At 66.6% G+C, this 25,864-nt stretch carries 21 protein-coding genes; all 21 read right to left on the bottom strand.

All coding sequences use genetic code 11. The features are described from left to right. Nucleotides 1-13 precede the first annotated feature (13 nt). Nucleotides 14-1,192 carry a succinyldiaminopimelate transaminase gene (gene dapC / locus HNR11_RS08140; RefSeq protein ID WP_179441878.1) on the bottom strand — a complete coding sequence of 393 codons (1,179 nt, stop codon included), beginning with the start codon at nucleotides 1,190-1,192 and terminating at the stop codon, nucleotides 14-16. A 38-nt stretch (nucleotides 1,193-1,230) separates the two neighbouring features. Further along, nucleotides 1,231-1,551, bottom strand: coding sequence for a ferredoxin (gene fdxA, locus HNR11_RS08135; RefSeq protein ID WP_058888487.1), 321 nt, complete (start codon nucleotides 1,549-1,551; stop codon nucleotides 1,231-1,233). 37 nt (nucleotides 1,552-1,588) lie between these two features. Continuing rightward, nucleotides 1,589-2,053 carry a hypothetical protein gene (locus HNR11_RS08130; RefSeq protein WP_179441877.1) on the bottom strand — a complete coding sequence of 155 codons (465 nt, stop codon included), beginning with the start codon at nucleotides 2,051-2,053 and terminating at the stop codon, nucleotides 1,589-1,591. Then, nucleotides 2,053-3,999 (bottom strand): translational GTPase TypA, encoded by a 1,947-nt coding sequence (typA, locus tag HNR11_RS08125; protein WP_179441876.1) that lies wholly within the window; start codon nucleotides 3,997-3,999, stop codon nucleotides 2,053-2,055. Before typA ends, HNR11_RS08130 begins: the two co-directional genes overlap by 1 nt. Before the next feature lie 293 nt (nucleotides 4,000-4,292). Beyond that, the gene (locus HNR11_RS08120) at nucleotides 4,293-5,345 is read right to left on the bottom strand and encodes an ABC transporter ATP-binding protein (RefSeq protein ID WP_179441875.1); all 1,053 of its coding nucleotides are present in this window, start codon (nucleotides 5,343-5,345) and stop codon (nucleotides 4,293-4,295) included. Next, nucleotides 5,342-6,445 carry an ABC transporter ATP-binding protein gene (locus tag HNR11_RS08115; RefSeq protein WP_058888483.1) on the bottom strand — a complete coding sequence of 368 codons (1,104 nt, stop codon included), beginning with the start codon at nucleotides 6,443-6,445 and terminating at the stop codon, nucleotides 5,342-5,344. Before HNR11_RS08115 ends, HNR11_RS08120 begins: the two co-directional genes overlap by 4 nt. A gap of 13 nt (nucleotides 6,446-6,458) precedes the next feature. Further along, nucleotides 6,459-7,397 (bottom strand): ABC transporter permease, encoded by a 939-nt coding sequence (locus tag HNR11_RS08110; protein ID WP_058888482.1) that lies wholly within the window; start codon nucleotides 7,395-7,397, stop codon nucleotides 6,459-6,461. Continuing rightward, on the bottom strand, nucleotides 7,390-8,316 hold the full coding sequence (locus HNR11_RS08105) for an ABC transporter permease (RefSeq protein WP_179441874.1): 927 nt from the start codon (nucleotides 8,314-8,316) through the stop codon (nucleotides 7,390-7,392). The genes HNR11_RS08110 and HNR11_RS08105 overlap by 8 nt, the downstream gene beginning before the upstream one ends. Nucleotides 8,317-8,520: 204 nt before the next feature. Beyond that, a complete protein-coding gene (locus HNR11_RS08100) occupies nucleotides 8,521-10,155 on the bottom strand; it encodes a peptide ABC transporter substrate-binding protein (RefSeq protein WP_179441873.1) in 1,635 nt (544 codons plus the stop codon). 208 nt (nucleotides 10,156-10,363) lie between these two features. Next, nucleotides 10,364-12,109: an ABC transporter ATP-binding protein gene (locus HNR11_RS08095; RefSeq protein WP_179441872.1), complete on the bottom strand. Its 1,746-nt coding sequence runs from the start codon at nucleotides 12,107-12,109 to the stop codon at nucleotides 10,364-10,366. Further along, nucleotides 12,109-13,278 carry an ABC transporter permease gene (locus tag HNR11_RS08090; RefSeq protein ID WP_179441871.1) on the bottom strand — a complete coding sequence of 390 codons (1,170 nt, stop codon included), beginning with the start codon at nucleotides 13,276-13,278 and terminating at the stop codon, nucleotides 12,109-12,111. Before HNR11_RS08090 ends, HNR11_RS08095 begins: the two co-directional genes overlap by 1 nt. Then, nucleotides 13,275-14,798: an ABC transporter permease subunit gene (locus tag HNR11_RS08085; RefSeq protein ID WP_179441870.1), complete on the bottom strand. Its 1,524-nt coding sequence runs from the start codon at nucleotides 14,796-14,798 to the stop codon at nucleotides 13,275-13,277. Before HNR11_RS08085 ends, HNR11_RS08090 begins: the two co-directional genes overlap by 4 nt. Nucleotides 14,799-14,941: 143 nt before the next feature. Further along, on the bottom strand, nucleotides 14,942-16,783 hold the full coding sequence (locus tag HNR11_RS08080; protein ID WP_179441869.1) for an ABC transporter substrate-binding protein: 1,842 nt from the start codon (nucleotides 16,781-16,783) through the stop codon (nucleotides 14,942-14,944). A 459-nt stretch (nucleotides 16,784-17,242) separates the two neighbouring features. After that, complete coding sequence (locus tag HNR11_RS08075) at nucleotides 17,243-18,514, bottom strand: YihY/virulence factor BrkB family protein (RefSeq protein ID WP_246310359.1); 1,272 nt, start codon at nucleotides 18,512-18,514, stop codon at nucleotides 17,243-17,245. Between the two features lie 42 nt (nucleotides 18,515-18,556). Next, complete coding sequence (locus HNR11_RS08070) at nucleotides 18,557-18,913, bottom strand: cation:proton antiporter (protein WP_246310358.1); 357 nt, start codon at nucleotides 18,911-18,913, stop codon at nucleotides 18,557-18,559. Then, a complete protein-coding gene (locus HNR11_RS08065; RefSeq protein ID WP_058888476.1) occupies nucleotides 18,913-19,179 on the bottom strand; it encodes an MrpF/PhaF family protein in 267 nt (88 codons plus the stop codon). The genes HNR11_RS08070 and HNR11_RS08065 overlap by 1 nt, the downstream gene beginning before the upstream one ends. After that, nucleotides 19,176-19,583, bottom strand: a complete 408-nt coding sequence (locus HNR11_RS08060) for a Na+/H+ antiporter subunit E (protein ID WP_179441868.1) — start codon at nucleotides 19,581-19,583, stop codon at nucleotides 19,176-19,178. Before HNR11_RS08060 ends, HNR11_RS08065 begins: the two co-directional genes overlap by 4 nt. Further along, a complete protein-coding gene (locus HNR11_RS08055) occupies nucleotides 19,580-21,184 on the bottom strand; it encodes a monovalent cation/H+ antiporter subunit D family protein (protein WP_179441867.1) in 1,605 nt (534 codons plus the stop codon). Before HNR11_RS08055 ends, HNR11_RS08060 begins: the two co-directional genes overlap by 4 nt. Beyond that, nucleotides 21,181-21,744: a sodium:proton antiporter gene (locus tag HNR11_RS08050; RefSeq protein WP_179441866.1), complete on the bottom strand. Its 564-nt coding sequence runs from the start codon at nucleotides 21,742-21,744 to the stop codon at nucleotides 21,181-21,183. Before HNR11_RS08050 ends, HNR11_RS08055 begins: the two co-directional genes overlap by 4 nt. Then, nucleotides 21,741-24,716 (bottom strand): DUF4040 family protein, encoded by a 2,976-nt coding sequence (locus HNR11_RS08045; protein WP_246310357.1) that lies wholly within the window; start codon nucleotides 24,714-24,716, stop codon nucleotides 21,741-21,743. The genes HNR11_RS08050 and HNR11_RS08045 overlap by 4 nt, the downstream gene beginning before the upstream one ends. 279 nt (nucleotides 24,717-24,995) lie before the next feature. Then, nucleotides 24,996-25,820, bottom strand: coding sequence for a superoxide dismutase family protein (locus HNR11_RS08040; RefSeq protein WP_179441864.1), 825 nt, complete (start codon nucleotides 25,818-25,820; stop codon nucleotides 24,996-24,998). Between the last annotated feature and the right edge of the window lie 44 nt (nucleotides 25,821-25,864).

Raw genomic sequence — 25,864 nt, 5'->3', positions numbered from 1 at the left:
TCAGTCCCCCAGCTCAGGCGGTGAGCCGCTGCGCGGCGGCGGCGATCCGCTCATCGGTGGCGGTCAGCGCCACCCGGATGTAACCGTTGCCCTGCTCCCCGTAGAAGACCCCGGGCCCGACGAGGATCCCGCGCTGCGCCATCTGCTCCACCAGCGCCCAGGTGTCCTCTGCGCTGCGGGCAGCCGGCGCCGTCCCCTGCGGGCCGGCGGCGCGGCACCACAGGTAGAGCCCGGCGTGGGACTTCTCGATCTGCAGCCCGGCGGCTTCAAGGGCCGGCACCAGCAGTGCACGACGCCGGCGGTAGACCTCCCGCTGGGCGGCGACGTGGGCGTCGTCGTCCAGTGCCGCGGTCAGCGCGGCCTGGATCGGGGCAGGCACGATCATCCCGGCGTGCTTGCGGGTGTTGATCAGCCCGTGGATCAGCTCCGGGCAGCCGGCGGCGAAGGCGGCACGGTATCCGGCGATGTTGGACTGCTTCGAGGCCGAGTACACCGCCAGCAGACCCCGATGATCGGGCTCCCCGGTCTCCGGGTGCACGCCGCAGACCCGCGGGTCCAGGACCGAGGGGACGTCATCCCCGGCGACCTCCCAGGGCAGCTCGGCGTAGCATTCGTCGGAGGCGACCACGGCGCCGATCCGGCGCGCCAACGCGACCACCTGACGCATCCATTCCACCCCGGCCACCGCGCCGGTGGGGTTCGAGGGTGAGTTGATCCAGATCAGCTTCACCCGCTGCAGCGTCTCTTCGTCGAGGCCGAGCGGATCATCGGTGGCCAGCGGGGTGGCCCCGGCGATCTGCGCGCCGATGTCATAGGTCGGGTACGCCACCAGCGGGCGGAGCACGACGTCGGCGGCCCCGGCCCCGGCGCGAGCGCCGAGTCCCAGCAGGGTGGGCAGCCAGGCGACGAGCTCCTTGGAGCCCACAGTGGGCAGGATGTGCTCCGGATCCAGCCCGGTGACCCCGCGGCGCCGAGCGAACCAGGCCGAGATGGATTCGCGCAGCGTGCGGGTGCCGTGGGTGGTGGGATAGCCCGGGGCATCGGCGGCCGCGGTGAGCGCCGCCTGGATGACCTCAGGAGTAGGGTCCACCGGGGTGCCGATGGAGAGGTTGACGACTCCCTCGGGGTGCCGCTGGGCCTTCTCCAGATAGGGCGCCATCGCGTCCCAGGGGTACTCGGGAAGAGTGAGCATCGGTGCCTCCGCGGGGGTCGGTGATCAGTGCTGCGGGGTCACTGCTGCTGCGGCGGCAGGGCTGCCACGATCTCGTGGTCCTTGGGGATCAGTCCGACCTTGGCGGCTCCGCCGGGGGAACCGACCTCGTCGAAGAACTCGACGTTGGCGCGATAGTACTCGGACCACTGCTCCGGGGTGTCGTCCTCGTAGTAGATGGCCTCCACCGGGCAGACCGGCTCACAGGCGCCGCAGTCCACGCACTCGTCCGGGTGGATGTAGAGCATGCGCTCACCCTCGTAGATGCAGTCCACGGGGCATTCATCGATGCAGGCCTTGTCCTTCAGATCCACGCAAGGAAGGGCGATGATGTACGTCATGGACTCCTCAGTCTCTCTACGGGTGCGTAACTAGAGTCTAGCGAGATGCGGCGCGGTCCCGCACCACGATCCACTTGACGAGGACCATGGCGATCAGGGTGACCGTCGCCGAGCCCAGCCACCAGATCAGCGAGGCCAGCGTGGGACCGGGCAGCAGCGCCATGGCCTCCGGGCTGTAGGGCACCACCAGCTGGTCAGGTCCTGGCCAGAGGTAGGCGATCGTGGCCACGGTGAAGGTGGTCGCTCCCATCAGCACCGGCTCGGCCAGCGAGCCGCTCTTCAGCCCGGCCCAGAGCTGCGCCATCAGGCACATCAGCAGGGCCAGGGCGGCGCCCCAGGGCAGCACGGTGCCGGTCTCGGTGGAGCCCAGCACCAGGATGTTCCCGTGCAGCAGGGTGCCCAGGATCCCGAGCACCAGCCCGGCGGAGAAGCACACGCCCAGCAGCGCTGGTCGCCGTGAGCTTCTCCGCGCGGGTGCCGCGGTCTGGTGCGGTGCCGTCATTACTGCGAGGCGCTCTTCTTCTTGCGTGAGTCACGCATGCGCTCGGAGGAGTTCAGGATGACCTTGCGGATCCGGATCGAGTCCGGGGTGACCTCGACGCACTCGTCCTCGTTGGCGAACTCCAGGGACTCCTCGAGGGTGAGCTTGGTCGGAGGGGTCAGGCCTTCGAAGGAGTCTGCCGAGGCTGCACGCATGTTGGTGAGCTTCTTCTCCTTCGTGATGTTGACCTCCATGTCGTCGTGGCGGGCGTTCTCGCCGACGACCATGCCCTCGTAGACCTCTTCCTGCGGGTCCACGAAGAAGGTGCCGCGCTCCTGCAGGTTGATCATCGCGAACGGGGTCGCGGTGCCGGTGCGGTCGGAGATCAGCGATCCGGAGGTGCGGTACTCGATCAGGCCCTTCCAGGGCTCGTAGCCGGCCGCGTAGGAAGACGCGATTCCGGCCCCGCGGGTGTCGGTGAGGAACTTGGTGCGGAAGCCGATGAGCCCGCGGGCCGGGACCAGGAACTCCATGCGGATCCAGCCGGTGCCGTTGTTGGTCATCGTGGTCATGGTGCCCTTGCGAGCGGCCATGAGCTGGGTGATCGCACCCATGAACTCGTCCGGAGCGTCGATGGTCATGTTCTCCATCGGCTCGTGCAGCTTCCCGTCGATCTCCCGGGTCACCACCTGGGGCTTGCCCACGGTCAGCTCGAAGCCTTCGCGGCGCATCTGCTCGACCAGGATCGCCAGGGCGAGCTCGCCTCGGCCCTGGACCTCCCAGGTGTCAGGACGCTCGGTGGGGAACACCTTGAGCGAGACGTTGCCGATGAGTTCCTTGTCCAGACGGTCCTTGACCTGGCGGGCAGTGACCTTCGCGCCCTTGACCCGGCCGGCCATCGGGGAGGTGTTGATGCCGATGGTCATGGAGATCGCGGGATCATCCACGGTGATGGTCGGCAGCGGCTTGGGGGTCTCCAGGTCGGTAAGGGTCTCACCGATCATGATGTCGGAGATCCCGGCGACGGCGACGATCTCGCCGGGCCCGGCGGAGTCTGCGGAGACCCGCTCCAGTCCCTTGGTGGCGAGCAGCTCGGTGATCTTCACCGTCTTCATGGTGCCGTCCTTGCGGGCCCAGGCGACCTGCTGGTTCTTCTTCAGCGTGCCGTTGAAGATGCGCAGCAGCGCCAGGCGGCCTAGGAAGGGCGAGGCGTCAAGGTTGGTGACGTGGGCCTGGAGGACCTCTTCGGCGTCGTACTTCGGGGCCGGGACGTGCTCCAGGATGGTGTCGAAGAGCGCCTCCAGATCCTCACCCTCGGGCAGGCCGCCGTCCTCGGGCTGAGTCTTCGAGGCGCGTCCGGCCTTGCCGGAGGCGAAGACCACCGGGACGTCCAGCACGGAGTCCAGGTCCAGATCGGGGTTCTCCTCGGCGACGTCGGAGGCCAGGCCGAGCAGCAGGTCCATGGTGTCGGAGACCACGCCGTCGATGCGGGCATCGGGGCGGTCGGTCTTGTTCACCACCAGGATCACCGGCAGCTGCGCGTTCAGTGCCTTGCGCAGCACGAAGCGGGTCTGCGGCAGCGGGCCCTCGGAGGCGTCCACGAGCAGCACGACGCCGTCGACCATGGAGAGGCCGCGCTCGACCTCACCACCGAAGTCGGCGTGGCCGGGGGTGTCGATCACATTGATGGTGACCTCCTCCATGCCGGCGTGCGCGGTGGCGGCCGGACCGGAGTAGAACACGGTGGTGTTCTTGGCCAGGATCGTGATGCCCTTCTCCTTCTCGAGCTCACCGGAGTCCATGACCCGGTCCTCGAGATCGCCGTGGCCGCCGACCGACTTGGTCTGGGTGAGCATGGCATCGACCAGAGTGGTCTTGCCGTGGTCGACGTGGGCGACGATGGCGACGTTGCGCAGATCCTGGCGCTCGTCAGTGCCTGCAAGTGTACGAGCGGCAGCAGTGGTCATAAGAGGGGCAACGCCTTCCATAGAGGAGAGTGTGACGGTCGTTCCCGGGCGAGGTCATCGCGTGACTCGTCCGGGTCGCGTCGGGGTTCAACAGTGTGGATTCGGGTGGGTCAGAGCGCGCGGCGGAACCGCCGTGTCGCGACCACACCTTTCAAGTGTACGGCCTTGGGCCGCGAGACCGGCAATGATCCTGCTCACCCGGGCATGCGCAGCGCCTCCGGACGGGGTGCTCCCCGCCCAGAGGCGCGCGCCGGGTGTACAGCGCGGGATGTAGAGCGCCGGTGTGTGCCGGGCTAGCCGTGAGCGGGGATGACCTTCTCGTTCTGCTCGGCGTGGTGGCAGGCTGCGAGCTGGGTGATCTGACCTCGGGAGATCAGCTCCGGCTCCTGGGTGGCGCAGATCTCGGTGGCCTTCCAGCAGCGGGTGCGGAAGCGGCATCCCGAAGGCGGGTTGGCCGGGTTCGGCGGATCCCCCTGCAGCACGATCTGCTCCCGGGCCCCGCGCATGGTGGGATCCGGCAGCGGCACGGCGGAGAGCAGCGCCTGGGTGTAGGGGTGCGCCGGAGCGGTGTAGATCTCGTCCTGGGTGCCCAGCTCCGCCAGCTTGCCCAGGTACATCACGCCGACCCGGTCGGAGATGTGCCGGACCACGGAGAGGTCATGGGCGATGAAGATGTAGCTGAGCCCGAACTCCTTCTGCAGGTCATCGAGCAGGTTCATCACCTGGGCCTGGACCGAGACGTCCAGCGCGGAGACCGGTTCGTCGCAGATGATCACATCCGGGTTCAGGGCCAGGCCGCGCGCGATCCCGATGCGCTGGCGCTGACCCCCGGAGAACTGGTGCGGGTAGCGGTTGATGTGCTCCGGGTTCAGCCCCACCAGGTCCAGCAGCTCCTTGACCCGGTTCCGGATGCCCTGCTTGGGCTTCTCCTCCGGATGCAGCTTGAACGGCTCGGCGATGATGTCACCCACTGACATCCTCGGGTTCAGCGAGGTGTAGGGGTCCTGGAAGATGATCTGGATCTTCCGACGCAGCCGGCGCAGCTCATCGCCCTTGACCGAGAGGAAGTCCTCGCCGCGGAACTTCACGGTGCCGGCGTCGGGCTCCTCCAGGCGCATCAGCAGCTTCGCCAGGGTGGACTTGCCACAGCCGGACTCCCCCACGATGCCCAGGGTCTCCCCCTCGCGCAGGTTGAAGCTGACTCCGTCCACCGCCTTCACCGCGCCGACCTTGCGCTGGAAGACGATGCCCTGGGTGATCGGGAAGTGCTTGACCAGGCCGTCGACTTCGAGCACGGACTTCTTCTCCGCGAACGGATCCGCCGCAGCGGGTGCTGAGAGACTCATTCGGGTGCCTCCTGTGAGATCGCGATCATCCCGGCGCCGGTCGGTGACGGGCGGCGGGTGCGTGTGGCGGTGCCGGCGTAGACGTCCTCGGCGTAGTGACAGGCCGAGAGGTGGCCCTCGGCGACCAGGCGCAGCTCAGGACGTTCGGTGGTGCAGCGGTCGGTGGCGAACTCGCAGCGTGGGTTGAACGGGCAGCCCGGCGGCATATCGGTCAGCGACGGCGGCAGCCCGGAGATCGCGCGCAGCCGGCCACCCTCGTCGTCGATCCTGGGGATCGAGGCCAGCAGCCCTTGAGTGTAGGGGTGTCCCGGCCTGCCGTAGGTCTCGTAGACGTCGGCGGCCTCCATCACGCGGCCGGAGTACATCACCGCGATCTTGTCTGCCACGTCGGCGACCACGCCGAGGTCGTGGGTGATCAGGATCAGGCCCATGTTGAACTCGGTCTGCAGATCCTTCAGCAGCCGCATCACCTGGGCCTGGACGGTGACGTCCAGCGCGGTGGTGGGCTCATCGGCGATCAGCACATCGGGGTCCAGGGCGATGGCCATGGCGATCATGATGCGCTGGCGCATACCGCCGGAGAACTGGTGCGGGAAGTCCCCGGCACGCTCCTCGGCGCCGGGGATCCCCACGCGCTGCATCATCTCCACGGCCTTGGCCCGGGCTTCCTTGCGCTTGAGCCCGCGGTGCACGCGGAACATCTCCGCGATCTGCCAGCCCACCGGGAGCACCGGGTTCAGCGAGGAGAGCGCATCCTGGAAGATCATGGCGATCTTGACCCCGCGCAGCTTCCGTCGAGAGTCTTCCTCCATGGTGAGCAGGTCATCGCCGCGGTAACGGATCTCCCCGCCGGCGATCCGGCCCGGGGGCATGTCCAGGATGCCCATGATGGTCTGGGCGGTCACGGACTTGCCCGAGCCGGACTCACCCAGGATCGCGAGGGTCTCCCCCGCGTGCAGGGTGAAGTTCAGCCCGTTGATGGCTTTGGCCACGCCGGCCTTGGTGCGGAACTCCACCTGGAGGTCCTTGACCTCCAGCAGGGGTGCATCGCCGGGTCGGGTTCCCGGGGTGAACCGGGTCGAGGTCTGGGATTCAGTCATGAGATCCAGCCCTTCACTTCTTGGATTTGGGATCAAGGGCGTCGCGGATGGCGTCGCCCATGGTCATGAATGCAAACACCGTGAGCCCGACGAAGATCACCGGGAACAGCAGCAGGTGCGGGACGGTCTGCAGGAACGGCTGCGCGTCGGAGAGCTGGAGCCCCCAGGAGATCGCGGGCAGCTGCAGGCCGACGCCGAGGAAGGTCAGCGTCGCCTCGGCGCCGATGATGATCCCGGTGAAGACCGTGGCGTAGCCGATCACCGGTCCCAGCGAGTTCGGCAGGATGTGCCGACGCATGATGGTGATCGGGCCGGCGCCCAGGGCGCGGGCGGCGAGCACGAACTCGGAGTTGACCACTGAGATCACCGAACCGCGCATCAGGCGCGTCATGGTGGGCCACATGAAGATGATCAGCACGAAGGCGACCTCGCGGACGCCGCGGGACTCCAGCACGTTGAGGAACACCAGTGCGCCCAGGATGTAGGGCACGGCGAAGACCATGTCGGTGAAGCGGGAGATCACGGCGTCGACCCAGGAGCCGAAGTAGCCGGCCACCAGGCCGAGCACCACGGCGATGATGAAGGTGCCGATGGCCACGATGAAGCCCACCGCGATGGAGTTCCGGGCGCCGTGGATCACCCGGCTGTAGTAGTCACAGCCCTGGATGTCGGTGCCGAACCAGTGTTCCGCCGAGGGTGCCTGGCGGCTGCGTCCCAGCAGGCACTCCCGCGGGTCGGTGCTGGTGAACAGCTGCGGGAAGATCGCCATCGACAGGAAGAGCACCAGCAGGACCCCGGAGATGATGAACCAGGGGTTTCTGCGCAGCGAGCGCCAGGCGTCGGCGAGCAGGCTCGCCTCTTCGACCTTCTTGGTCTTGGCCGGCTCGCCTGCGGGTTCCAGGGTGGAGTCGATCGGCTCCACGCGCGCTTCGGGGCGGTGTATCTCACTCATAACGGATCCTTGGGTCGAGAAGGCCATAGAGGAGATCAACGATCAGGTTGATCACCACGAAGAAGAGCACGAAGAGGGTCACGATGCCGACGACGACGGTGCCCTCCTGCCCCTGGATGGAGGCGAACACCTGCTGGCCCAGCCCGGGGAGGTTGAAGATCGTCTCCACGATGATGGAGCCGGCCATCATGCTGGCGAGATCCGCACCGATGAAGGTGACCGCGGGGATCAGCGAGTTGCGCAGCCCGTGCCGGGTGATCACCCGGGTACGCTTCATGCCCTTCGCGGTGGCGGTGCGGACGTAGTCGGACTTCAGCGAGTCCAGCAGTTCGCTGCGCACCAGCCGGGCCAGGATGCCGGTGGAGACCGCGGCCATGGTCAGCGCCGGCAGGATGTAGCTGGAGATGCCGTTGTTGACGCCGGCGATCGGGAACCAGCCCAGGTTCAAGCCGAAGATCAGCTGCAGCAGGAAGCCGATCACCAGGGTGGGCAGCGCCACCATGGCCACGGTGGAGACCTGCACGAAGCGGTCGAAGAACCGGTCGCGGTAGAGAGCGGCGAGGATGCCGGCGATGATGCCCATGATGGTCTGGATCACGAAGGTGACCAGGGCCAGGGTCGCAGTGACCGGGAGGCGCTGTTCGATGATGTCAGTGACCGGGCGGCCGTTGAAGGTGGAGCCGAAGTCCAGGGCGGTGATGATGCCCCAGATGTATTTGAAGTACTGGACGAGGAACGGGTCATCCAGGTTGTACTGCTCGCGCAGGGTCTCCCGGACGGCGTCGCTCATCGGGCGGTCTCCGGCCAGTGCCCGGATCGGGTCACCGGGAATGGCGAAGACCAGTGCATAGACGATCAACGTGGAGATCAGGATGACCGGGATGAACTGGAGCAGACGCCGAATGATATAGCGGGTCATTGCTGTCCTTGTGGGTGCGGGTGATGGCGCGGGTGCGCCGAGCGTCTGTCTCGGCGGAGAGGTCTTCTCCTGAGCCGGGGGCGACGCCGCGATCAATGATAGGGACTCAGACAGGATTTCTGAGAATCCTGTGCTGCCGACACGGCAGAGGCGCGACCTGCGAAGACTTCGCGCAGGCCGCGCCTCTGCCGTGGGCTGTGAGGACTACTCCTCGGTCACCACCACCTGCTCCAGGCGGGTGAAGGTGGCCTGGTCCATGAAGATGGACTCGCCGTCGATCCGGTCGCTGTGCACCACCTGGTAGTTGGTGAACCACAGCGGAATGACCGGCATGTCCTCGAGGAGGATCGCCTCGGCGTCGGTGTAGAGCTCCGCCGCGGCATCGGGATCAGTCTCGGCATTGGCCTGGCTGAGCAGATCGTCGAACTCCTCGGAGGAGTAGTCGGCGTAGTTCGAGGAAGCGCCGGTGGAGTAGATCGGCTCCATGGCGTACTGCGCGCTCGGGTAGGACAGCGTCCAGCCCAGCCGGTACGGTCCGGTGATCTCCTGCTCATCGTGCAGACCCAGGTACTGGGCGAACTCCAGGGACTCGAAGGTGATGTCCTCGATGCCCAGGTTGTCGCGCCACTGGTTGGCCACGGCCTCGACCCAGTCCTCGTGACCGGCACCGGAGTTGAAGTACACGGTCAGCTCATCCGGGCCGCCTGCTTCCTCGTAGAGCTCTGCGGCTGCCTCAGGATCGTACTGGCAGAACTCGCAGGTGTTCTCATTGCCCTCGATCAGGTCCGGGGGAATGATGTTCTCCGCCGGGGTCTGCGCGCCGTCGAAGATGTTGTCGATGATCAGCTCGCGGTCGATGGCCATGGAGAGCGCGTGGCGCACATCGACGTCCTGGAACTCCTCCTGGTACAGCGGGAAGCCCAGGTAGGTGAAGGATGAGGTGTCGAAGTCCTGCGCGTTGTCACCGAAGTCGGCCTCCACCGTGGTGCGGCGGTTCGCCGGGGCGTTATCCAGGATGTCGAGGTTGCCGGCCTGGACGTCCAGGTAGGCGGTGTCGACCTCGGAGTAGATCTTCCATTCGATGCGCTCGGGAAGACCTGGGTTCTCACCGGCCCAGTCCTCGAAGCGGTTAACCGCGATCTGCTGGTCGTGCTCCCACTCCCCGTCCATCATGTAGCGACCGTTGCCCACCGGAGCCTGCTCGAAAGCCTCGATGTCGTCGTAGGCGACCGAGGGCAGCGGGTAGAAGGCGGTGTAGGTCAGCATGTCGGGCAGCGGCGAGAAGGGCTCGGTGAGCTCGATCTCGAGGGTGTAGTCATCCACCGCGCGGACGCCTTCCATCTCCTCGGCGTCGCCGTCGACGACCTCCTGGTAGCCCAGGAAGTTGTCGAAGAAGTTGGCGCTCTGCTGCGCGTTGTCGGGATCAACGGCCCAGTTGTAGGTGTCCACGAAGGTCTGTGCGGTGATCGCTTCGCCGTCGTGGAAGGTCCAGTCCTCACCCAGGGTGAAGGTCCAGGTCACGTTGTCCTCGGTGTCCCAGGACTCCGCCACGCCCGCAGTGGGCTCGTAGGTGTCGAAGTCGGTCTGGGTCAGGCCGGTGAACAGCGAGCCCAGGACCCAGGATCCGCAGACCTCGGTGGAGTTCGCCGGGACGAGGAACTGGGGTTCGCAGTTGTAGGCGGAGACGGTGCCGCCGCCTTCAACGCCCTCAGCGGCTTCGCCGTTGCCGGCGCCGCCGTTGTCGCCACCGCCGCAGGCCGCGAGCGCCAGAGTGGCGGCCGCGGTCACGGCGACAGCTCCCGTCGCGCGAGAGCGACGGGATGTCTTGTTGACGTGCATATTCGATGACTCCTCGAGAAGATGCGAGCTTTCTGGGCATACGGCGACCCCAGCGAGTGTGTTGCGTGGGTCACCTGTGGGAGCGAGTTTAGCAGGGCAACTTTTCAGCTGTGTTTCAGGTCCTGTTCATCTGACCGTGTTCCATCTGCTACTCACTGCCGCCCAGGCGCGCTCCAGGGCGCACTTCTCGACCGCCCAGCTCGCGCGCTCAGCTCAGGGCGGCGAGCAGCCGTTGGCGCTCGGTCCGGCGTCGGGCCTGCACCTCGGGGTTCGGCACCGGAGCCGCGGCCAGCAGCTGCTGGGTGTAGGACTCCCGGGCATGACGCAGCACCTCGTCGGTGGTCCCCTGCTCCACGGTGCGTCCCTTCTGCATCACCAGCACCTTGTGCGCCAGGGAGTCCACGACTGCGAGGTCATGGCTGACGAAGAGGCAGGCGAAGCCGTATTGCTGCTGCAGCTCGGAGAACAGCTCCAGCACCGCGGCCTGGACCGAGACGTCCAGGGCCGAGGTGGGCTCGTCGGCGATCAGCAGCGTGGGATTCAGGGTCAGCGCGCGGGCGATCGAGATGCGCTGCCGCTGGCCCCCGGAGAGCTCATGCGGGTAACGGTTGAGCACGCTGGAGGGCAGTCTGACGGCATCCAGCAGCTCCCGGGCCCGGGCGGTGCGGGAGTTCTTGTCCCCCTCCTTATGCACCACCATCGGCTCGGTGATGATGTCACCGATCGGGAATCGTGGGTCCAGCGAGGCGGCCGGGTCCTGGAACACCACGCCGATCTCCCGCTTGAGCGCCTTCTTCTGCTTGGCAGGAAGCGTGGGCATGTTCTCACCGCGCACGCGCAACTCACCTTCGGCGATGTCGAGCAGGCCCAGCACCGCCTTGGCCACGGTGGACTTGCCCGAACCAGACTCCCCCACCAGACCCATGATCTCCCCGGGCTGCACGGTGAAGTTCAGATCGTGCACCACTCGAGTCGCCTTGCGCCGGAACTTGTACTCCAGCGCGACGTCCTTGGCCTCGAGCGCCGGAGGCGCAACCGAAGCCGCACCTGAAGCTGCGCCGGCGCTCACGCCGGCGGTTGCGCCGGGGCTGTTCTCACGCGCGGCACGCTCGGTGACTCTGACACGCTCCCGTTCGCGGTCCTGCTCCAGCGAGGGGTCCCCTGCCTCCCGCAGCAGCGGCATCGCCGCGAGCAGGCGACGGGTGTAGGGGTGCTCCGGGTGGCCGAGGATCTTGGTCACCGGTCCGGTCTCCACCACCTCGCCATTGAGCATCACCACCACGCGGTCCGCCATGTCCGCGACCACGCCCATGTTGTGCGTGATCAGCAGGATGCCGGTGTTCAGCTCCTGCTTCAGCTCACGCAGCAGATCCAGGATCTCGGCCTGCACCGTGACATCCAGTGCTGTGGTGGGCTCATCGGCGATGATCACCTTCGGCCCGCAGGCGATCGCCATCGCGATCACGATGCGCTGGCGCTGCCCTCCGGAGAACTGGTGCGGATACTGCCGGATCTTGGTCCGGGCATCGGGGATGCCTACGCGCTCCAGCAGCTCGACGGACTTCTCCAGAGCGTCTGCGCCGAAGGCCACGTCGTGGACCTGCAGCGCCTCCACCAGCTGATCCGACACGCGCAGCACCGGGTTCAGCGCGGTCATCGGCTCCTGGAAGACCATGCTGATGTCGGAGCCGCGCAGCCGGCGCAGCTCAGCGGTGGACATCTGCAACACGCTGCGACCTTCAAGCAGCACCTCACCCTCGACGGTGGCGTTCTCCGGCAGCAGCCCCATAGCCGTGGAGGAGGTGACGGACTTGCCGGAGCCGGATTCTCCGACCACGGCGACGACCTCACCCGGCATGACCTCGAAGGAGACTCCCTTGACGGCGTCGACATCGCCGAACTCGGTGGCGAAGCTGACGCGGATGTCCTTATAACTCAGCACTGGTTCGGGCATCAGGAGTCCCTCTTCTTCTCATCGGTCGGATCATGCCCGAAGTCTGGACCGTGGTCGGCCATTCCGGCGGGCGGCTGCATCTGGGTGGGACCACCGGAGAGCTCGCTCACCTGCTTGCCGGACCGCTCCTCCGCGGTGGCGCGGCCGAGCAGGCCGAAGGCAGTCCGCCAGCCGGGCCGGTTGGCGCCGGAGCGCTTCTGCCGTGGGTCGATGGCGTCCCGGAGGCCGTCGCCGATGAAGTTCACGCTCAGCGCGATGGCGATGATGAAGAGCCCGGGGAACCAGAAGAGCCAGGGCCGGGTGGTGAAGGCGTTCTGGTTGTTCTGGATCAGCGCACCGAGCGACGTCTCCGGGGCCTGGACTCCGAATCCGAGGTAGGACAGCGTGGTCTCCAGGAGGATGGCGGTGGCAATCGCGAAGGTGGCGTTGACCACAATCACCCCGATGCTGTTGGGCAGCATGTGCTTGAGAATGATCCGTGCCGGGTGGGCACCCATGGAGACGGCGGCTGAGACGTACTCCTTCTCCCGCAGCGAGAGGATCTCCGCGCGGACCAGACGGGCAGTGCCGGTCCAGGTGGCCAGGCCGATGGCGAGCGCCAGCGTGAGCGTGCCCCCTGGCAGGCCCTGGGCGTAGGCGCCGAAGACGGCCGCCAGGGCCAGCAGCGGCACCACGATGACCACATCGGTGACGCGCATCAGCACCGCCTCGACCCAGCCGCGGAAGTACCCGGCCAGCGCGCCGACCAGCACTCCGAGGAAGGTGGAGGACAGCGCCACGCCTATGGCCACGAGCAGGGACTGCTGGGTGCCGCGCATCACCATGGCGAAGTAGTCCCGGCCGATGCTGTCCTGGCCGAAGGGATGCTCACCCAGGAAGCCGTCGGTGAACATGGTGGGGCGGCCGCCGTTGACCGTGAGACCGGTGGACAGGAAGCTCTTGGACCACCAGCCGGTGCCCTGCCCGGAGAAGCCGATCGAGGTGATCGAGAGCAGGATGATGAAGGCCAGCACCACCATGGAGACCACGGCCGGCTTATGGGCGAAGAATCTGCGCCGGACCAGCTGGCCCTGGGAGTAGGAGCGCTGCGCGCTGGCGAGCTTGGCGTCCTCGGCCTCGGCGGCGCTGCGCACATCCTCGGGCGGGACGGGGGGTGTCTGCTGGCTCATACTCTAATCCTCGGATCCAGGACCGCGTACATGAGGTCCGCAATCAGGTTGAACAGCACCGCGGCGGCGCCGGTGATAAGGGTGAACGCCATGACCGGGGCAGGGTCGGAGCTGCTCAATCCGGTGACGAACATGTCGCCCATGCCGGACCAGCCGAAGACCTGCTCGACGACCACGGCGCCGCCGATCAGACCGGCGAAGTCAAAGGCCACGATGGTGGTCAGCGGGATCATCGAGTTGCGGAAGGCATGCTTGAAGACAACTGTGCGCTCGTTGACGCCCTTGGCGCGTGCCGTGCGGATGTAGTCCTGGTTCACGGCCTCCAGCATGGAGCTGCGGGTGTACCGCGTGTAGGTGGCCACCGAGACCAGCATCAGGATCGTGGTGGGCAGCACCAGCTGTGTCCCCTGATCCAGGGCGACCTCCCAGAAGTCCCCGCTGAAGTTCGGCGATGAGGAGCCGATGGTGGCGATCGGGCGTGGTTTCAGGCCCAGGAACCCGGGCCAGGCCCGCATGAAGTGATCCAGCAGGACCATGACCGCGAACAGCGCGGCGGTGATCACGCTGACGGCCACGGCCTGACCCTTGGCGTGGCCTCCCATGGTCCGACCCACCAGCACGGCGACGGCGATGGTGACCAGGAACAGTCCCGCGATGGTCAGCCAGCCGCCAGGCGGGTCGATCAGCAGCCAGAAGGTGGCGTAGTAGGAGACCAGGCCGATTCCGACCACGGTCAGCGCGGAGTACAGCACCCGCCGGTTCCGCAGCCCGGAGAGCAGCGCGGTCAGCCCGAAGGCCAGTCCGATGCCGAGAACGGTGATGACGGCCGGGCCGAGCTGGGGCTCGCGGGCGTAGTTCATCGAGTCCATCGCCGGCATGACCACCATGACGAAGCCGAACATCACGGCCCCGGTGAGCAGCCGACGTCGGGCGGAGCCGCCGATGATCAGCGGCACCAGGATCGCGGCGACGGCGGCGACGATGATGATCTGCGTCCAGGTGAAGTTCGGTTCGCGCAGCCAGTTGTTGTACGTGATGCCCATCCAGTCCTTGGCCAGCACCGCGGCCCAGAAGACCGGGAGCGAGAAGAAGAGGAAGACGAAGAAGGAGACGGCGTAGTCCAGCGAGGAGTACTGCCGGATGGCGGTGACGATTCCGGTGAGGATGCCGATGATTATCGAGAGGATGGTGGCCAGGAAGACCAGGCGCAGGGTGGAGGACGCGGAGTTCGCGACCATCGCGCCGACGTCCTGTCCACTCATATTGGTGCCGAAGTCGCAGGCGCCCACGGCGCATCCGGCGATCCCGGTGAGCCAGATCCAGTACCGGGAGTACCAGGGCTCATCCAGATTCATGAAGGAGATCCGCTGCTGGATCAGGAACTCCACGTTGTCCGCATTGGACTCACGCAGCTCCTGGAGCGGGTCCCCGGAGTTGATCACCAGGACGAAGACGAGCAGAGAGGCGCCGAAGAGCACCAGGATGGCACTGAGGAGACGCTTGAGGACATAGCTGTACACGGGGTGGTTGTACCTTCCACGAGCTGTGGGCCAAGCATCGGTGGGGTTCGATCCGGAGTTCCTCCGGGTCGAACCCCACCGATGTCTACGGTCCTGAGCTCAGCCGAGATGCTCGGCTGGGCGGGACCTGGGGACTGCTGAGATCACTCGGCGCGCTGCCACTGCTCGGCGTTCCACACGATCTGGTCCTGCGAAGCGGTGTCGCGGACGTTGCTGATCGAGATGTCCGAGCCGGAGAGCTGCGGGTGCACGTAGAGCGGGATCCCGAACAGGTCTCCCCAGAGCTCCTGCTCGATGCCGATGATGATCTCCTGCTGCTCGGCCTCGTCTTCCGTGGTGGCAAGCTGGTTGAACAGGTCATCCACGGTCTCGTTGGAGTACTCGCCGTAGTTCTGCGCGCGTCCCGTGGAGTAGATGTTCTGTCCCGAGACCACCTGGCCGGAACCGGCCCAGGCGAAGAGTGCGACTTCGTAGTCGCCGGTCTCCTGGGCACCGCCCGGACCGAAGAAGTCCTCGGAGCCGGAGTCCACGATCTCGAAGCCGGCCTCGTCACAGGAGGCCTTGATCTCGGCCACAGTATCGGTGCGGCGCGGGTTCGGACCGGCGTAGCCGATGCGGACCTCGGTGCCCACAGCATCCTCAGCCTCGAGGATCTCGGCGGCACCCTCGATGTCGACCTCGTCATAGCTGCCGTCGTAGCTCTCGGAGACGATGTCCTCGTAGTTCTCCTCGAAGGTCAGCGACTCGCGGGCGTTGAGCACCGTGGCCTCGGGGTTGACCGGCTCGACCAGGTTGGAGACGATCTGCTGGCGCGGCACGCACATGGCGAAGGCCTCGCGCAGCTCCAGACTGTCAGCGAAGGCGCTGCCTTCGATGAAGTTGAAGTCCAGGTGCTCCCAGGTGGCCGCCTCACCCTCATGCAGAACGATCTGGCCCTCCAGGCGCTCGAGCTGGCCGCGGGTGTCCACGGTGGCCTGGGGGCGGGCGACGTTGAGGTCCCCGTTCTCCAGAGCCTGGACATGCTGGCCGTCGTTGACGAAGCGGAAGACGATCCGCTCGGTGCCCGGCGCGTTGCCCCAGTACTCCTCATTGGCGGAGATGGTCAGGGACTCACCGGCCTGCCAGTTGTCCAGCTTATAAGCACCGTTGACCGGGATGAGCTCCTCATCGGGCAGCGTGCCGGGGTCGGTCAGCCAGCCCTCGTTCCAGAACTCAGCCACGGGCTCCAGCGTCTCGGTGTCGGCCTCGCGCACCGCGGTGACCAGCTCGTCGAGCTCCATGTCACTCTGCTCGGCGACCACATGCGCCGGCAGCGCGTAGTTGACCATGATCTCCCAGTCGGCGAAGGGCTCGGTGTATTCGATGGTGAAGGTCTTGCCCTCGGGATCGCCCTGCGGGCCTTCGAGCACACGCTCGCCGTAGGTCTGGGAGATGCCGTTGAACAGCGGCTCATCATCAGAGTTGGTCAGCGAGGCGTTCTGATAGGCCCAGTCCAGCACGTAGTCGGCCACGGTGACCGGGGTGCCATCGGACCAGGTGACATCTTCACCGATGGTGTACTCCACGGTGAATGGGTCTTCGCTGACGACCTCATAGGAGCCGAAGTCCTCATTGGCGTACCAGACGTTGTCAGTGCCCCAGTAGCCGAAGCCCTCGAAGATCCGGTTCACCACGGTGGAGTTGTAGACGCTGTAGCTCTCCGGGGTCTGACCGTTGTAGCCCACGAACTCGATCTCACCCATGGAGACCGAGATCTCGTCGTCCATGGTCTCGAGGTCGCTGGTATCGGCCTTGCCGGTGTCCTCCGGCTCGGTGGTGAACTGCTGGCCCTCGGCGCTGAACGCGTCGGTGTTGCCGCTGGTCTCGCCGTTGCCGGTTTCCGCGCCGTCGGCGTCGTCATTGCCGCCGCCCGGGGTGCATCCGGAGAGCACGAGTGCGCCGGTGGCCAGAAGGGCCGTCGCCGCAGAGAGTTTCCTCAGTTTCACAGTTGCTCCTCATCCTTCAATGCGATGTGACCGGGTCCGATGTCTTCCCTCATCCCTCGAGAAGGTGACCCATCTAACACCGGTTCAATGTGCGAACCAGACTACGGTCGGCGCTGCGCACCTGAGGACGCTTTTCCGCTGCGTGTCTGAATCGTTACCCGATGCAACCGCGCAAGATATGACCCAGATCACTCACCCGAGGCCGGCATCTCAGAGCTGCGAAAACATGTGTGAAACATGCAACCACCCACCGCAGACAGAGAAACTCCCGTGCAATTCCGGCTGAGGAATTGCACGGGAGCTGCTAGGCGGTCAGGTGTCCGCAGATTCTGTGAGCCGGGTCACTCTGCTAGTTGTAACACGTATGCAACATGTGGTTGGCGCCGTGGCTACTCACCAGTAGACCGGCCCGACCTGCTAATAAGTCACAGTGTTACGCGAGTCTGCTCTCGGCGAGTCTCAGCGCCGCCAGGAGTCCTCGGGATCGAAGGTCTCACCCTGGGTCAGTCGCAGTGCTCTGCCCTGGGCGACCAGGTCCTCATACTTCTTCGACTTCTTCTCTGCGGCGCCCATATCGCGCGGCGGGAGCATGATCGTGCGCTCTGCCTCGATGCCGCTTTGGAGCTGACGTCCGCGCTCCAGCTCGGCGTCGAACTCGGCTCCGAGCAGCAGCACCAGATTCATGATGTAGACCCACAGCAGGAAGATGATCACGCCGGCCAGCGCCCCGTAGGTGGCCTCGTAGCTGCTGAAGTTCGCCACGTAGAAGAACACGGCGGTGGTGGCGAGCACCATGACCAGGATGGCCAGCACGGCGCCCGCGGAGATCCAGCGCGCTCCGGGCTGACGCAGGTTCGGCGTGGCGAAGTACAGCATCGCAATGCAGGCCGCGGCCACCAGCAGCAGTGCAGGATAGGTGCCCCAGTTGAAGATGGTCACGGCGGTGTCCCCGAGTCCGACGGTGTCTCCAACGGCGCGGGCGATCGGGCCGGAGGTCAGCAGCAGGAAGATCGCGGTGGCGACCAGCACCAGCAGCCCGGCGGTGACCAGGTAGAAGATCGGCCGCAGCTTCAGCATGGAGCGACCCTCCTCCACCTCGTAGATCCGGTTCATCGACCGGGAGAAGGCATTGACGTAGTTCGAGGCGGTCCACAGCGCGGTCAGGATGCCCAGCGCGAGCCCGATTCCGGCGCCCTGGACGCTGGTGATCGCGATGATCGGCTCTCGGATCTGCTCCATGGTGTCGGATTCCACCATCTGGGCGGCGGTGGAGAGCAGGAACTCCTGGGTGCGCTCACTCTCACCGACGAAGGACATCAGCGAGACCAGCGCGATCAGCGCCGGGAAGACCGAGAGCACCGCGTAGTAGGTGAGCCCCGCCGCCAGGTCGGTGCAGCTGTCCCGGCCGAACTCGGTGAAGGTGCGTTTGATGCTGTACTTCCAGGTGGTGCCGGTCAGCTTCACCGGTGAAGAGGTCTTCTTCTCCTCGGTGTCACCGGCGGTGGCCGCCTCGAAGTCCTCGCGCTGCCGGTTCTTGACCATATAGGGCTGATCCGCCGCGGCGGAGAGGGTTCCCACCCGCAGCTGACCGTTCTGATGCACGGTGCCGCCGGAGCGGCCCTGATCCTCGATCTGATGCCGTGGGGCGCGGTGAGCCTTCAGGGCACCGGCGACACGGCTGGCCGGACTGGAATCGTCTGATTGACCCTGCGGGTCCGAATGAGCGCTCATAGACTCAAACTATCCGCATGTGACCCCATCACCAACTGTCCATTAGCTCCTGGATTCGCTGCGTCTGGTCATCGCCAGCTCGTCGATGTGGGTGATCGCCGCCGGAAGGGCGTTGTTGAGGTACCCGGCCCGGGCGATCGCCATGGAACCCACCGCGGAGGTCAGCAGCTGAGCGATGATCGCGATGATCGCCTTGATCAGGTTCAACCCGCTGAAATCCATCAGCAGCGCCCCGAAGACGATGGACGCGACACCCAGTCCCGCGGAGGTGCCCACGGCCGAGGCGCGCAGGTACAGATCCGGGAGCTTGAACAGCCCGATGGCCGAGATCACGATCGTGGCGATGCCCAGGAAGATGAACACCAGGCCGAGGATGTCGGCGAAGTCGGTCAGAGTCATCAGCGGCGGCCTCCAGATCCGAGTCGTGCCATGGACAGCGCCGCCATGAAGCCCAGCAGCGTGGCGATCAGGATGATGTCGAAGAGCGCCTCGATGTTGGTGCGCAGTCCGATCAGGGCGACGAAGCCGATGGTGGCGAAGAAGATCAGGTCCGCGGCCACGGCGCGATCCATGGTGCGCGGGCCGAGCAGTCCACGCACAGAGGCGATGACCATGCCGATCGCCAGCAGGATCAGCGCGATCTCGAGAGTCCACTCGGAGATCATCGGCTCTCACCTGCCTCGTCCAGCGGGCGGACCACCGGCAGCTGGGTGGGACGAGTCAGGTCACCGGGCGCGCGGCGCATCGCATGCAGCATCCGGTCCTCCATCTCCTGGATCTCGGCGACCAGCTCCTCGCGGCTCTCCACGAACATCCCGTGCACGTAGAGGATCCCGTGCTCCCGGGAGATCGTGATGGTCAGCGTGCCCGGAGTCAGGGTGATCAGCGAGGAGATCATCGTCCACTCGCTGTCACTGCGCGAGGCCGCCGGGACTGCGACGATCGCCGGACGCATCTTCGAGCGTGCCCGCGGGCGCAGCACCTCGGCGGTCACCGAGAGGTTGGCGCTGACGAATTCCTTGGCGTACCAGAAGAGGAATCCGATGATCCGGAAAGGCCAGCTCATCATGCTCCACTCACCGCCCTCACGTAGTCCATTGGGTTGAGCAGGTTCTCCGCCGCGGTCTCTGACCAGCCCATCAGCAGCTCCGCCCCGAGGCCGAAGAACAAGGTGATCGCGGCCAGCAGGATCGCCGGGAAGATCAGCTTGAAGGGCACCTTGACCGCCTGTTTCCCGGCGAGCACCGCGGAGGTGGTCGCCGTGGGGGGCCCGATGGTCAGGGTGGGCGTCTCTGCCTGGGCCTGGACCCGCAGGTAGCGCTTCCCGTGCATCCGCTGCTGGTAGGTCAGTGCCCGCTCCTGCAGGTCTGCGGGCTCGGATCCCATGAAGACCCCGGTCCAGATCTTGAGCATCGAGAGCAGCGTGAAGACCGAGACCACCACCGCGACGGCGGCCACCCAGTAGTGGGATTCGGCCAGGGTGGCCTGGATGATCGCGAACTTCGCGACGAACCCGGAGAAGGGCGGCAGGCCGGCGAGTGAGAGAGCGGCCACCATGAAGGTCACTGCGATCAGCGGCTCGCGCTTGAGCATGCCGCCGAGCTTGTCGATCTCCCCGGTGCCGTAGGTCTCCTCGATCGCGCCGGTGGAGAGGAACAGCGAGGCCTTCACGATCATGTGGTGCAGCAGGTAGAAGATCGCGGCCGTGAGACCCAGCAGGGTGAACAGTCCGACGCCGATCAGGATGTAGCCGATCTGGCTGATCATGTGGAAGACCAGGATGGAACGGGTGGTCTTCTCCCCCACTGCGCCGAGCACGCCGATGAGCATGGTGGCCGAGGTGATCAGCAGCGCCACCCAGAGGAAGCGCTCGTCGCCGTCAAAGAGCAGCGAGTAGATCCGGTAGATCGCATAGATCGCGACCTTGGTGTGGATCCCGGAGAACAGGGCGGTGACCGCCGGGGAGGTCATCGCGTAGGTGCGGGTCAGCCAGCCGTGCACCGGCACCACCGCGGCCTTGATCGCGATGGCGGTGAGCACCACGCCACCGGCCAGGGCGACGGCGGGGTCCTCCTTGCCCGCCCCGTGCAGCTCGGCCAGGTTCACCGTGCCCGCGGTGGCGTAGACCAGCGCGATGCCCACCAGCAGCAGCGTGGAGGCCAGCAGGTTCACCGAGACGTAGATCCGGGCGCCGTGGGCGCCGAGCTTGGCCCCCATCATCGCCAGCAGCCCGTAGGAGGGCAGCAGCATGACCTCGATGAAGACGAAGAGGTTGAAGATGTCACCGGTCATCAGCGCGCCGGAGACCCCGGCCATGAGCACCAGCACGAAGGGGTGGAAGAACCGGGCCCGGGCCTCGTGGGTGGCCATGGCGAAGAGCACGCTGGCGATGGCGAGCACCGACATGATCATCAGCACCAGGGCGGAGAGCGCGTCGACGACGAACGGGATCGAGACCCCGTAGTCCCAGAGGCCCACCTGGTGGACCAGCACGGTGCCGTCACCGGTGGCGATGACCAGCAGCACCGCGAAGACGAACAGGACGGCCAGGGTGCCGAGGCTGATCATGTGCCGGGCCAGGCGCTTCTTGCGCAGCGCTACTCCGAGCGCTGCGAGCAGCAGCGGCACACCGACCGCCAGCGGGAGCAGCGGAGGAAGGATCTCGGTCATCGGGTCTCCCCCTCCCGGGTCGTCTCAGCCTCTGGGGCTTCTGTGTCTGGTGTTGCCGCACTCGGTGCGGCGGGGTCGGAGTTCTCCACCCCTGAGGCCGTGCCCGTATCGGGGGTCTTCTCCGGCCAGGGGTCTCCGGTCTCATCCTCCCCGCGGTCCACCACGATGTCGCCGGACTCCGTGGTCAGGCCGAAGTAGCCGGCGTCGTTGGTGTCGCCGCGGTCCGCGGCGAGCAGCCGGGCCGGAGAGACCTCCACGTCTTCGGTGTCATCATCGGTGGTGGTGGTGATCGCCAGGGTCACCATGAACATGGTGATCGAGAAGGCGATCACGATGGCGGTGAGCACGAAGGCCTGCGGCAGCGGGTCCGCCTGCTCACCGACCTCGCCGGAGCCGATATAGGGCACGCCCCGGTAGGCGGTGTTGCCGGCGGCGAAGAGCATCAGGTTCGCGGCGTGGCTGGCGAGCACGAAGCCCAGCACGATCCGCACCATCCCGCGCTGCATGAACAGGTAGACGGCCGCGGCGGTGAGCAGGCCTACAGCGATGGCGATGCTCATCGGTCGTTCACCCCTCTCGGGTCATTCTCGGTGTGGACCCCTGGCCAGGACTCGTCGGCCTGGACTTCGAAGGGCAGATCCCCGGGGTCCGCGTGGTAGCCGGCGGGGGCCTTCACCGTGGAGAGCTCGGCCTCGCTGGTGCCATGGGCCCGGCGGTGCGCCTTCAGCAGCTCCGCAGGGTAGCGCTGCGCCTGTCCCAGCCGGTCCAGGGCCACCAGCACCGCACCGATGACGGCGAGGTAGATGCCGACGTCGAAGATCAGCGCGGTGGTCAGGGAGAAGCCGGCGTCGGAGCCCCAGGGCATGGGAAGTCCTTCGGCGATGACCACCGGGCGCAGATAGGAGCCTTCGAGGTAGCCGGCGAAGCCGATGGCGGCGCCGGTGATGATGCCTCCGACGATGACCAGCGCGTAGTCGAAGCGCAGCTTCACCGAGGTGTCCGAGGGGGCGACCAGGTAGCGCAGGGCGAAGAAGCCGCCGGCGACCAGCGCGGCGATGAACCCGCCGCCGGACTCGTAGTGACCGCGCAGCAGCAGGATCAGCGAGAGCAGCACGATGAACGGCGCCATCCAGTTGAAGACGCTGCGCATCGCGGTGGTGTTGTCCCCGGCGTGGTCCAGCGGGGTCCCGGACCACTGCCGGGAGGCCGGCGGCTCGTTGTCCGAGGTGGCGAAGGAGGAGTTCAGCAGCGCCAGGATCGCGAAGCCCGCGACGCCGAGCACGGTGAGCTCACCGAAGGTGTCCAGTGCTCGGAAGTCCACCAGGATCGAGTTGACCACGTTCAGCGCGCCGGTCTCCTCGTAGGTGTTCTCCAGGTACCACTCGGCGATCGGAGCCTGTCCGCGACGCCCGGTGAGCGCGAAGGTCGCGGCGAAGGCCATCACGCCGAAGGCCAGGGCCACGGCGATGGAGATGCCGCGTCGGGTGCGGGTCACCTTGTGGAAGCGCTTGGGAAGCTTGCGCAGCACCAGGACCAGCACCACCACGGTGAGGATCTCCACGAGCAGCTGGGTCATGCCCACGTCCACCGCGCCCAGGGCGAAGTACCAGGCGGCGACCACGAAGCCGGCACCACCGGCGAGCACCACCGCGGCGGCGCGATTCTCCGTGGCCACAGTGCCGGCGAGGAAGCAGACCAGCAGCGCGATCAGCACCCAGTCGGTCATCCGGGTGTGGCCGGGGTCGAAATCCCCGACCACCGGGGCTGCGACCATCCCTGCGATGAAGAGACCCGCAAGCAGGATGCCCGGGGCAGCCAGGTGCACCCCGTGCATGTCGGTGCGGGTGATGTCCCCGACCCGGCGCCCGAAGTTGATCGAGCCCAGACGCATGGACTCGACCACCTGGACCCCGGTGAAGGGCAGGATGCGGCGCGGGATCAGATCATCCAGCCGGGCACGCATGGCGACCACGAGCAGTCCTCCGAGGACGATCACCGCGGAGAGCATCAGTTCGGTGTTGAATCCGTGCCAGAGGGCGAATTCCGCCTCATAGGTCCCGGTCTGGGCGTCCTCGCCGGCGCGGGTGATCAGCCCGTCGAAGACGAAGGGGATGAAGCCGAGCACCAGGCCTGCGACGGCGGGCAGCAGCGCCGGGAGGTAGAAGCTGGCGGGGGCCTCATGCGCGGTGGTGGGGTCGATGGGTTCGTGGTGTTCGTCCTTGGACCCGGCGCCGGTGTAGCTGGTGAATGCGCCGAGCACGATCCGCCCGCAGTAGGCGAAGGTGCCGATCGCGGCGAGCACCGCCATGAGCGTCAGCGTCCAGGTCAGGACGGCGGGCATATCCGCGGAGAGGAACCCTGCGAGCAGGTGCTCCTTGGAGACGAAGCCCAGCAGCGGCGGGACCCCGGCCATGGAGAGCGAGGAGATCAGGGTGATCACCAGCGAGATCCGCATGGTCTTGCTCAGCCCGTTGAGCCGGCGGATGTCTCGAGAATGCGCCTCGTGTTCGATGATGCCCACCATCATGAACAGCGCGGACTTGAACAGCGCGTGGGCGACCACGTGGATCGTGGCGGCCACCAGTGCGGTGGGGGTGCCGATGCCGATCACGGCGACCAGGAAGCCCAGCTGGGAGACCGTGGAGTAGGCCATGATCTCTTTGATGTCATGACGCTGCAGGGCGAAGAGCGCACCCATCAGGGCGGTGGTCAGACCGGCGCTGATCAGCAGCACCTGCCACAGCGTGGACTCTTCGAAGACCGGGGAGAACCGCAGCAGCAGGTAGATCCCTGCCTTGACCATGGCCGCAGCGTGCAGGTATGCCGAGACCGGCGCCGGGGCGACCATGGCATCGGGCAGCCACAGGTGGAACGGGAACTGCGCGGACTTGGTGAAGGCGGCGAACGCGATGAGCACCGCGACCACCGAGGTGAAGGTGGTGTTCTCCGTCCAGGCGCTGTGCGTCAGCGCCTGGGACATCGAGGTGGTGCCGGTCTCCACGATGATCAGCAGCACCGCGGTGAGCAGGCCCAGCCCGCCTGCGGCGGTGATCAGCAGGGTGCGCTGCGCCGGGGCCGGCGCCTTGTCTCCGGAGCGGTTGATCAGGAAGAAGGAGCACAGTGTGGTGAACTCCCAGAACACGAAGAGCAGGATCAGGTCATCGGCGATGACCATCCCGCTCATCGCGAAGACGAACATCAGCATCCACAGGTAATAGTCCGATGTCTTCTTCTTGACCGAGAAGTAGCGGGCGGAATAGGCCATCACCAGCGCGCCGATGAAGAGGATCAGCAGCAGGAAGACCATCCCGAGCCCATCCAGGCGCAGACTCAGCCCGACGTCGACGGTCGGGATCCAAGGCAGGTGCTCCTCGAGCACTCCCCCGTCGAGCAGGGTGCTCAGCCACGGCAGCGTGGCCACGCCGATGCCGGTCAGCGCCACCGCGGCGAAGAAGCCGGTGTCTCGACCGAGGGCGCGATGGACCAGGACCGAGAGCGGGACCAGGGCGAGGGTCAGCAGCAGGAGCACCATGAGGCTCATCGGCGGACCACCGCCGGCGCCCACGAGCGCATGGAAGGTCTTCGCGAATGCATGGGGCCTCCAGTCGGTGCGGGTGAAACGGCGCGGAAAAGCTCATCGCCGACCAGTCTTCCCGGCACACCAGTGATCGACTATATCTACCGAGCCGATCCCACAGCAATTGAGTCCAGCTCGTGGGGGCACGCCACGCGCGGCCGAGATTCGTGCTACAGCGCCGGTGCCGCGCCGTCGCCGCAGGCCTCTAAGACCTCTGACGGCCGGGGGTGGTGCTCACTGCTCTTCGACGACGCCGCAGGCCACTCGGCTGCCGGCGTCACCGTCGGTGAGGGTCTGCGCATCGGGTCCGAAGTAGCGATCCGGGACGTTGCCATGATTGTCCGCCTGGGCGTGGATGATCACGGAGCTGCCTTCGGTGCCGAGCAGGTCCTCGGCGCTCAGCCGATCGCTGACCAGGCTGAGCCAGCCCGTCCGGTCCTGGTTGACCAACAGATTCGGCAGGTCTCCGGCGTGGTCTGGGTGGGTGACCGCCTCCGGCTCGGCCGGTGGCACGTCTTCGGAGAGGTCATCGAGGTCGGTCTCCGGCGATTCCTCCTCGGGAGCCTCCTCGCCGTCCACGATTCCCAGGTCCTCCTCCGCGGTGCCCACGAGGTGTCCCCCGGAGGACTCATAGTCGCCGAAGACCCCGGACTCTGAGCTGGACTGCGGTTCACACACGCCGCGCTCGTGGATGGTGATGCCGCGGAAGCCGGCGTCGAGGTCGAAGACCTCTGCCTCGACGAGCGTCCCGCCGTCGACCTCGGTGAAGCTCACCGTGCCGATCGCGTTCTGGGCCACGTCGCTGATCTCTGCGCTGGCGAAGGGCTCCCCAGTGCTGGCGGGGCCGGTGCCCTGCCCCTCGTCGTCGGTCTCGCCGTCAGCGGGCTCGGCGGTGTCGACCTGCGCGGCGTCGTCCTGGGACCCTGCGGCCCCCTCGGTCTCGGGCTCAGACTCGGCATCGCCGCAGCCGGTGACCGCGAGCGCGGCGAGCAGCGCGATCCCGGTCAGCGTCATGCCGCGGGACCTGCGGGCTGTGGACCTCAGAGGTGGAGTGCTCATGAGCGCACAGCTTACCGGGCACCCTCAGCGGGAGCTCACCGACC

The sequence above is a fragment of the Nesterenkonia sandarakina genome, assembly GCF_013410215.1.
Lineage (GTDB): Bacteria > Actinomycetota > Actinomycetes > Actinomycetales > Micrococcaceae > Nesterenkonia > Nesterenkonia sandarakina.
This window is presented reverse-complemented; position numbering and strand designations above follow the sequence as displayed.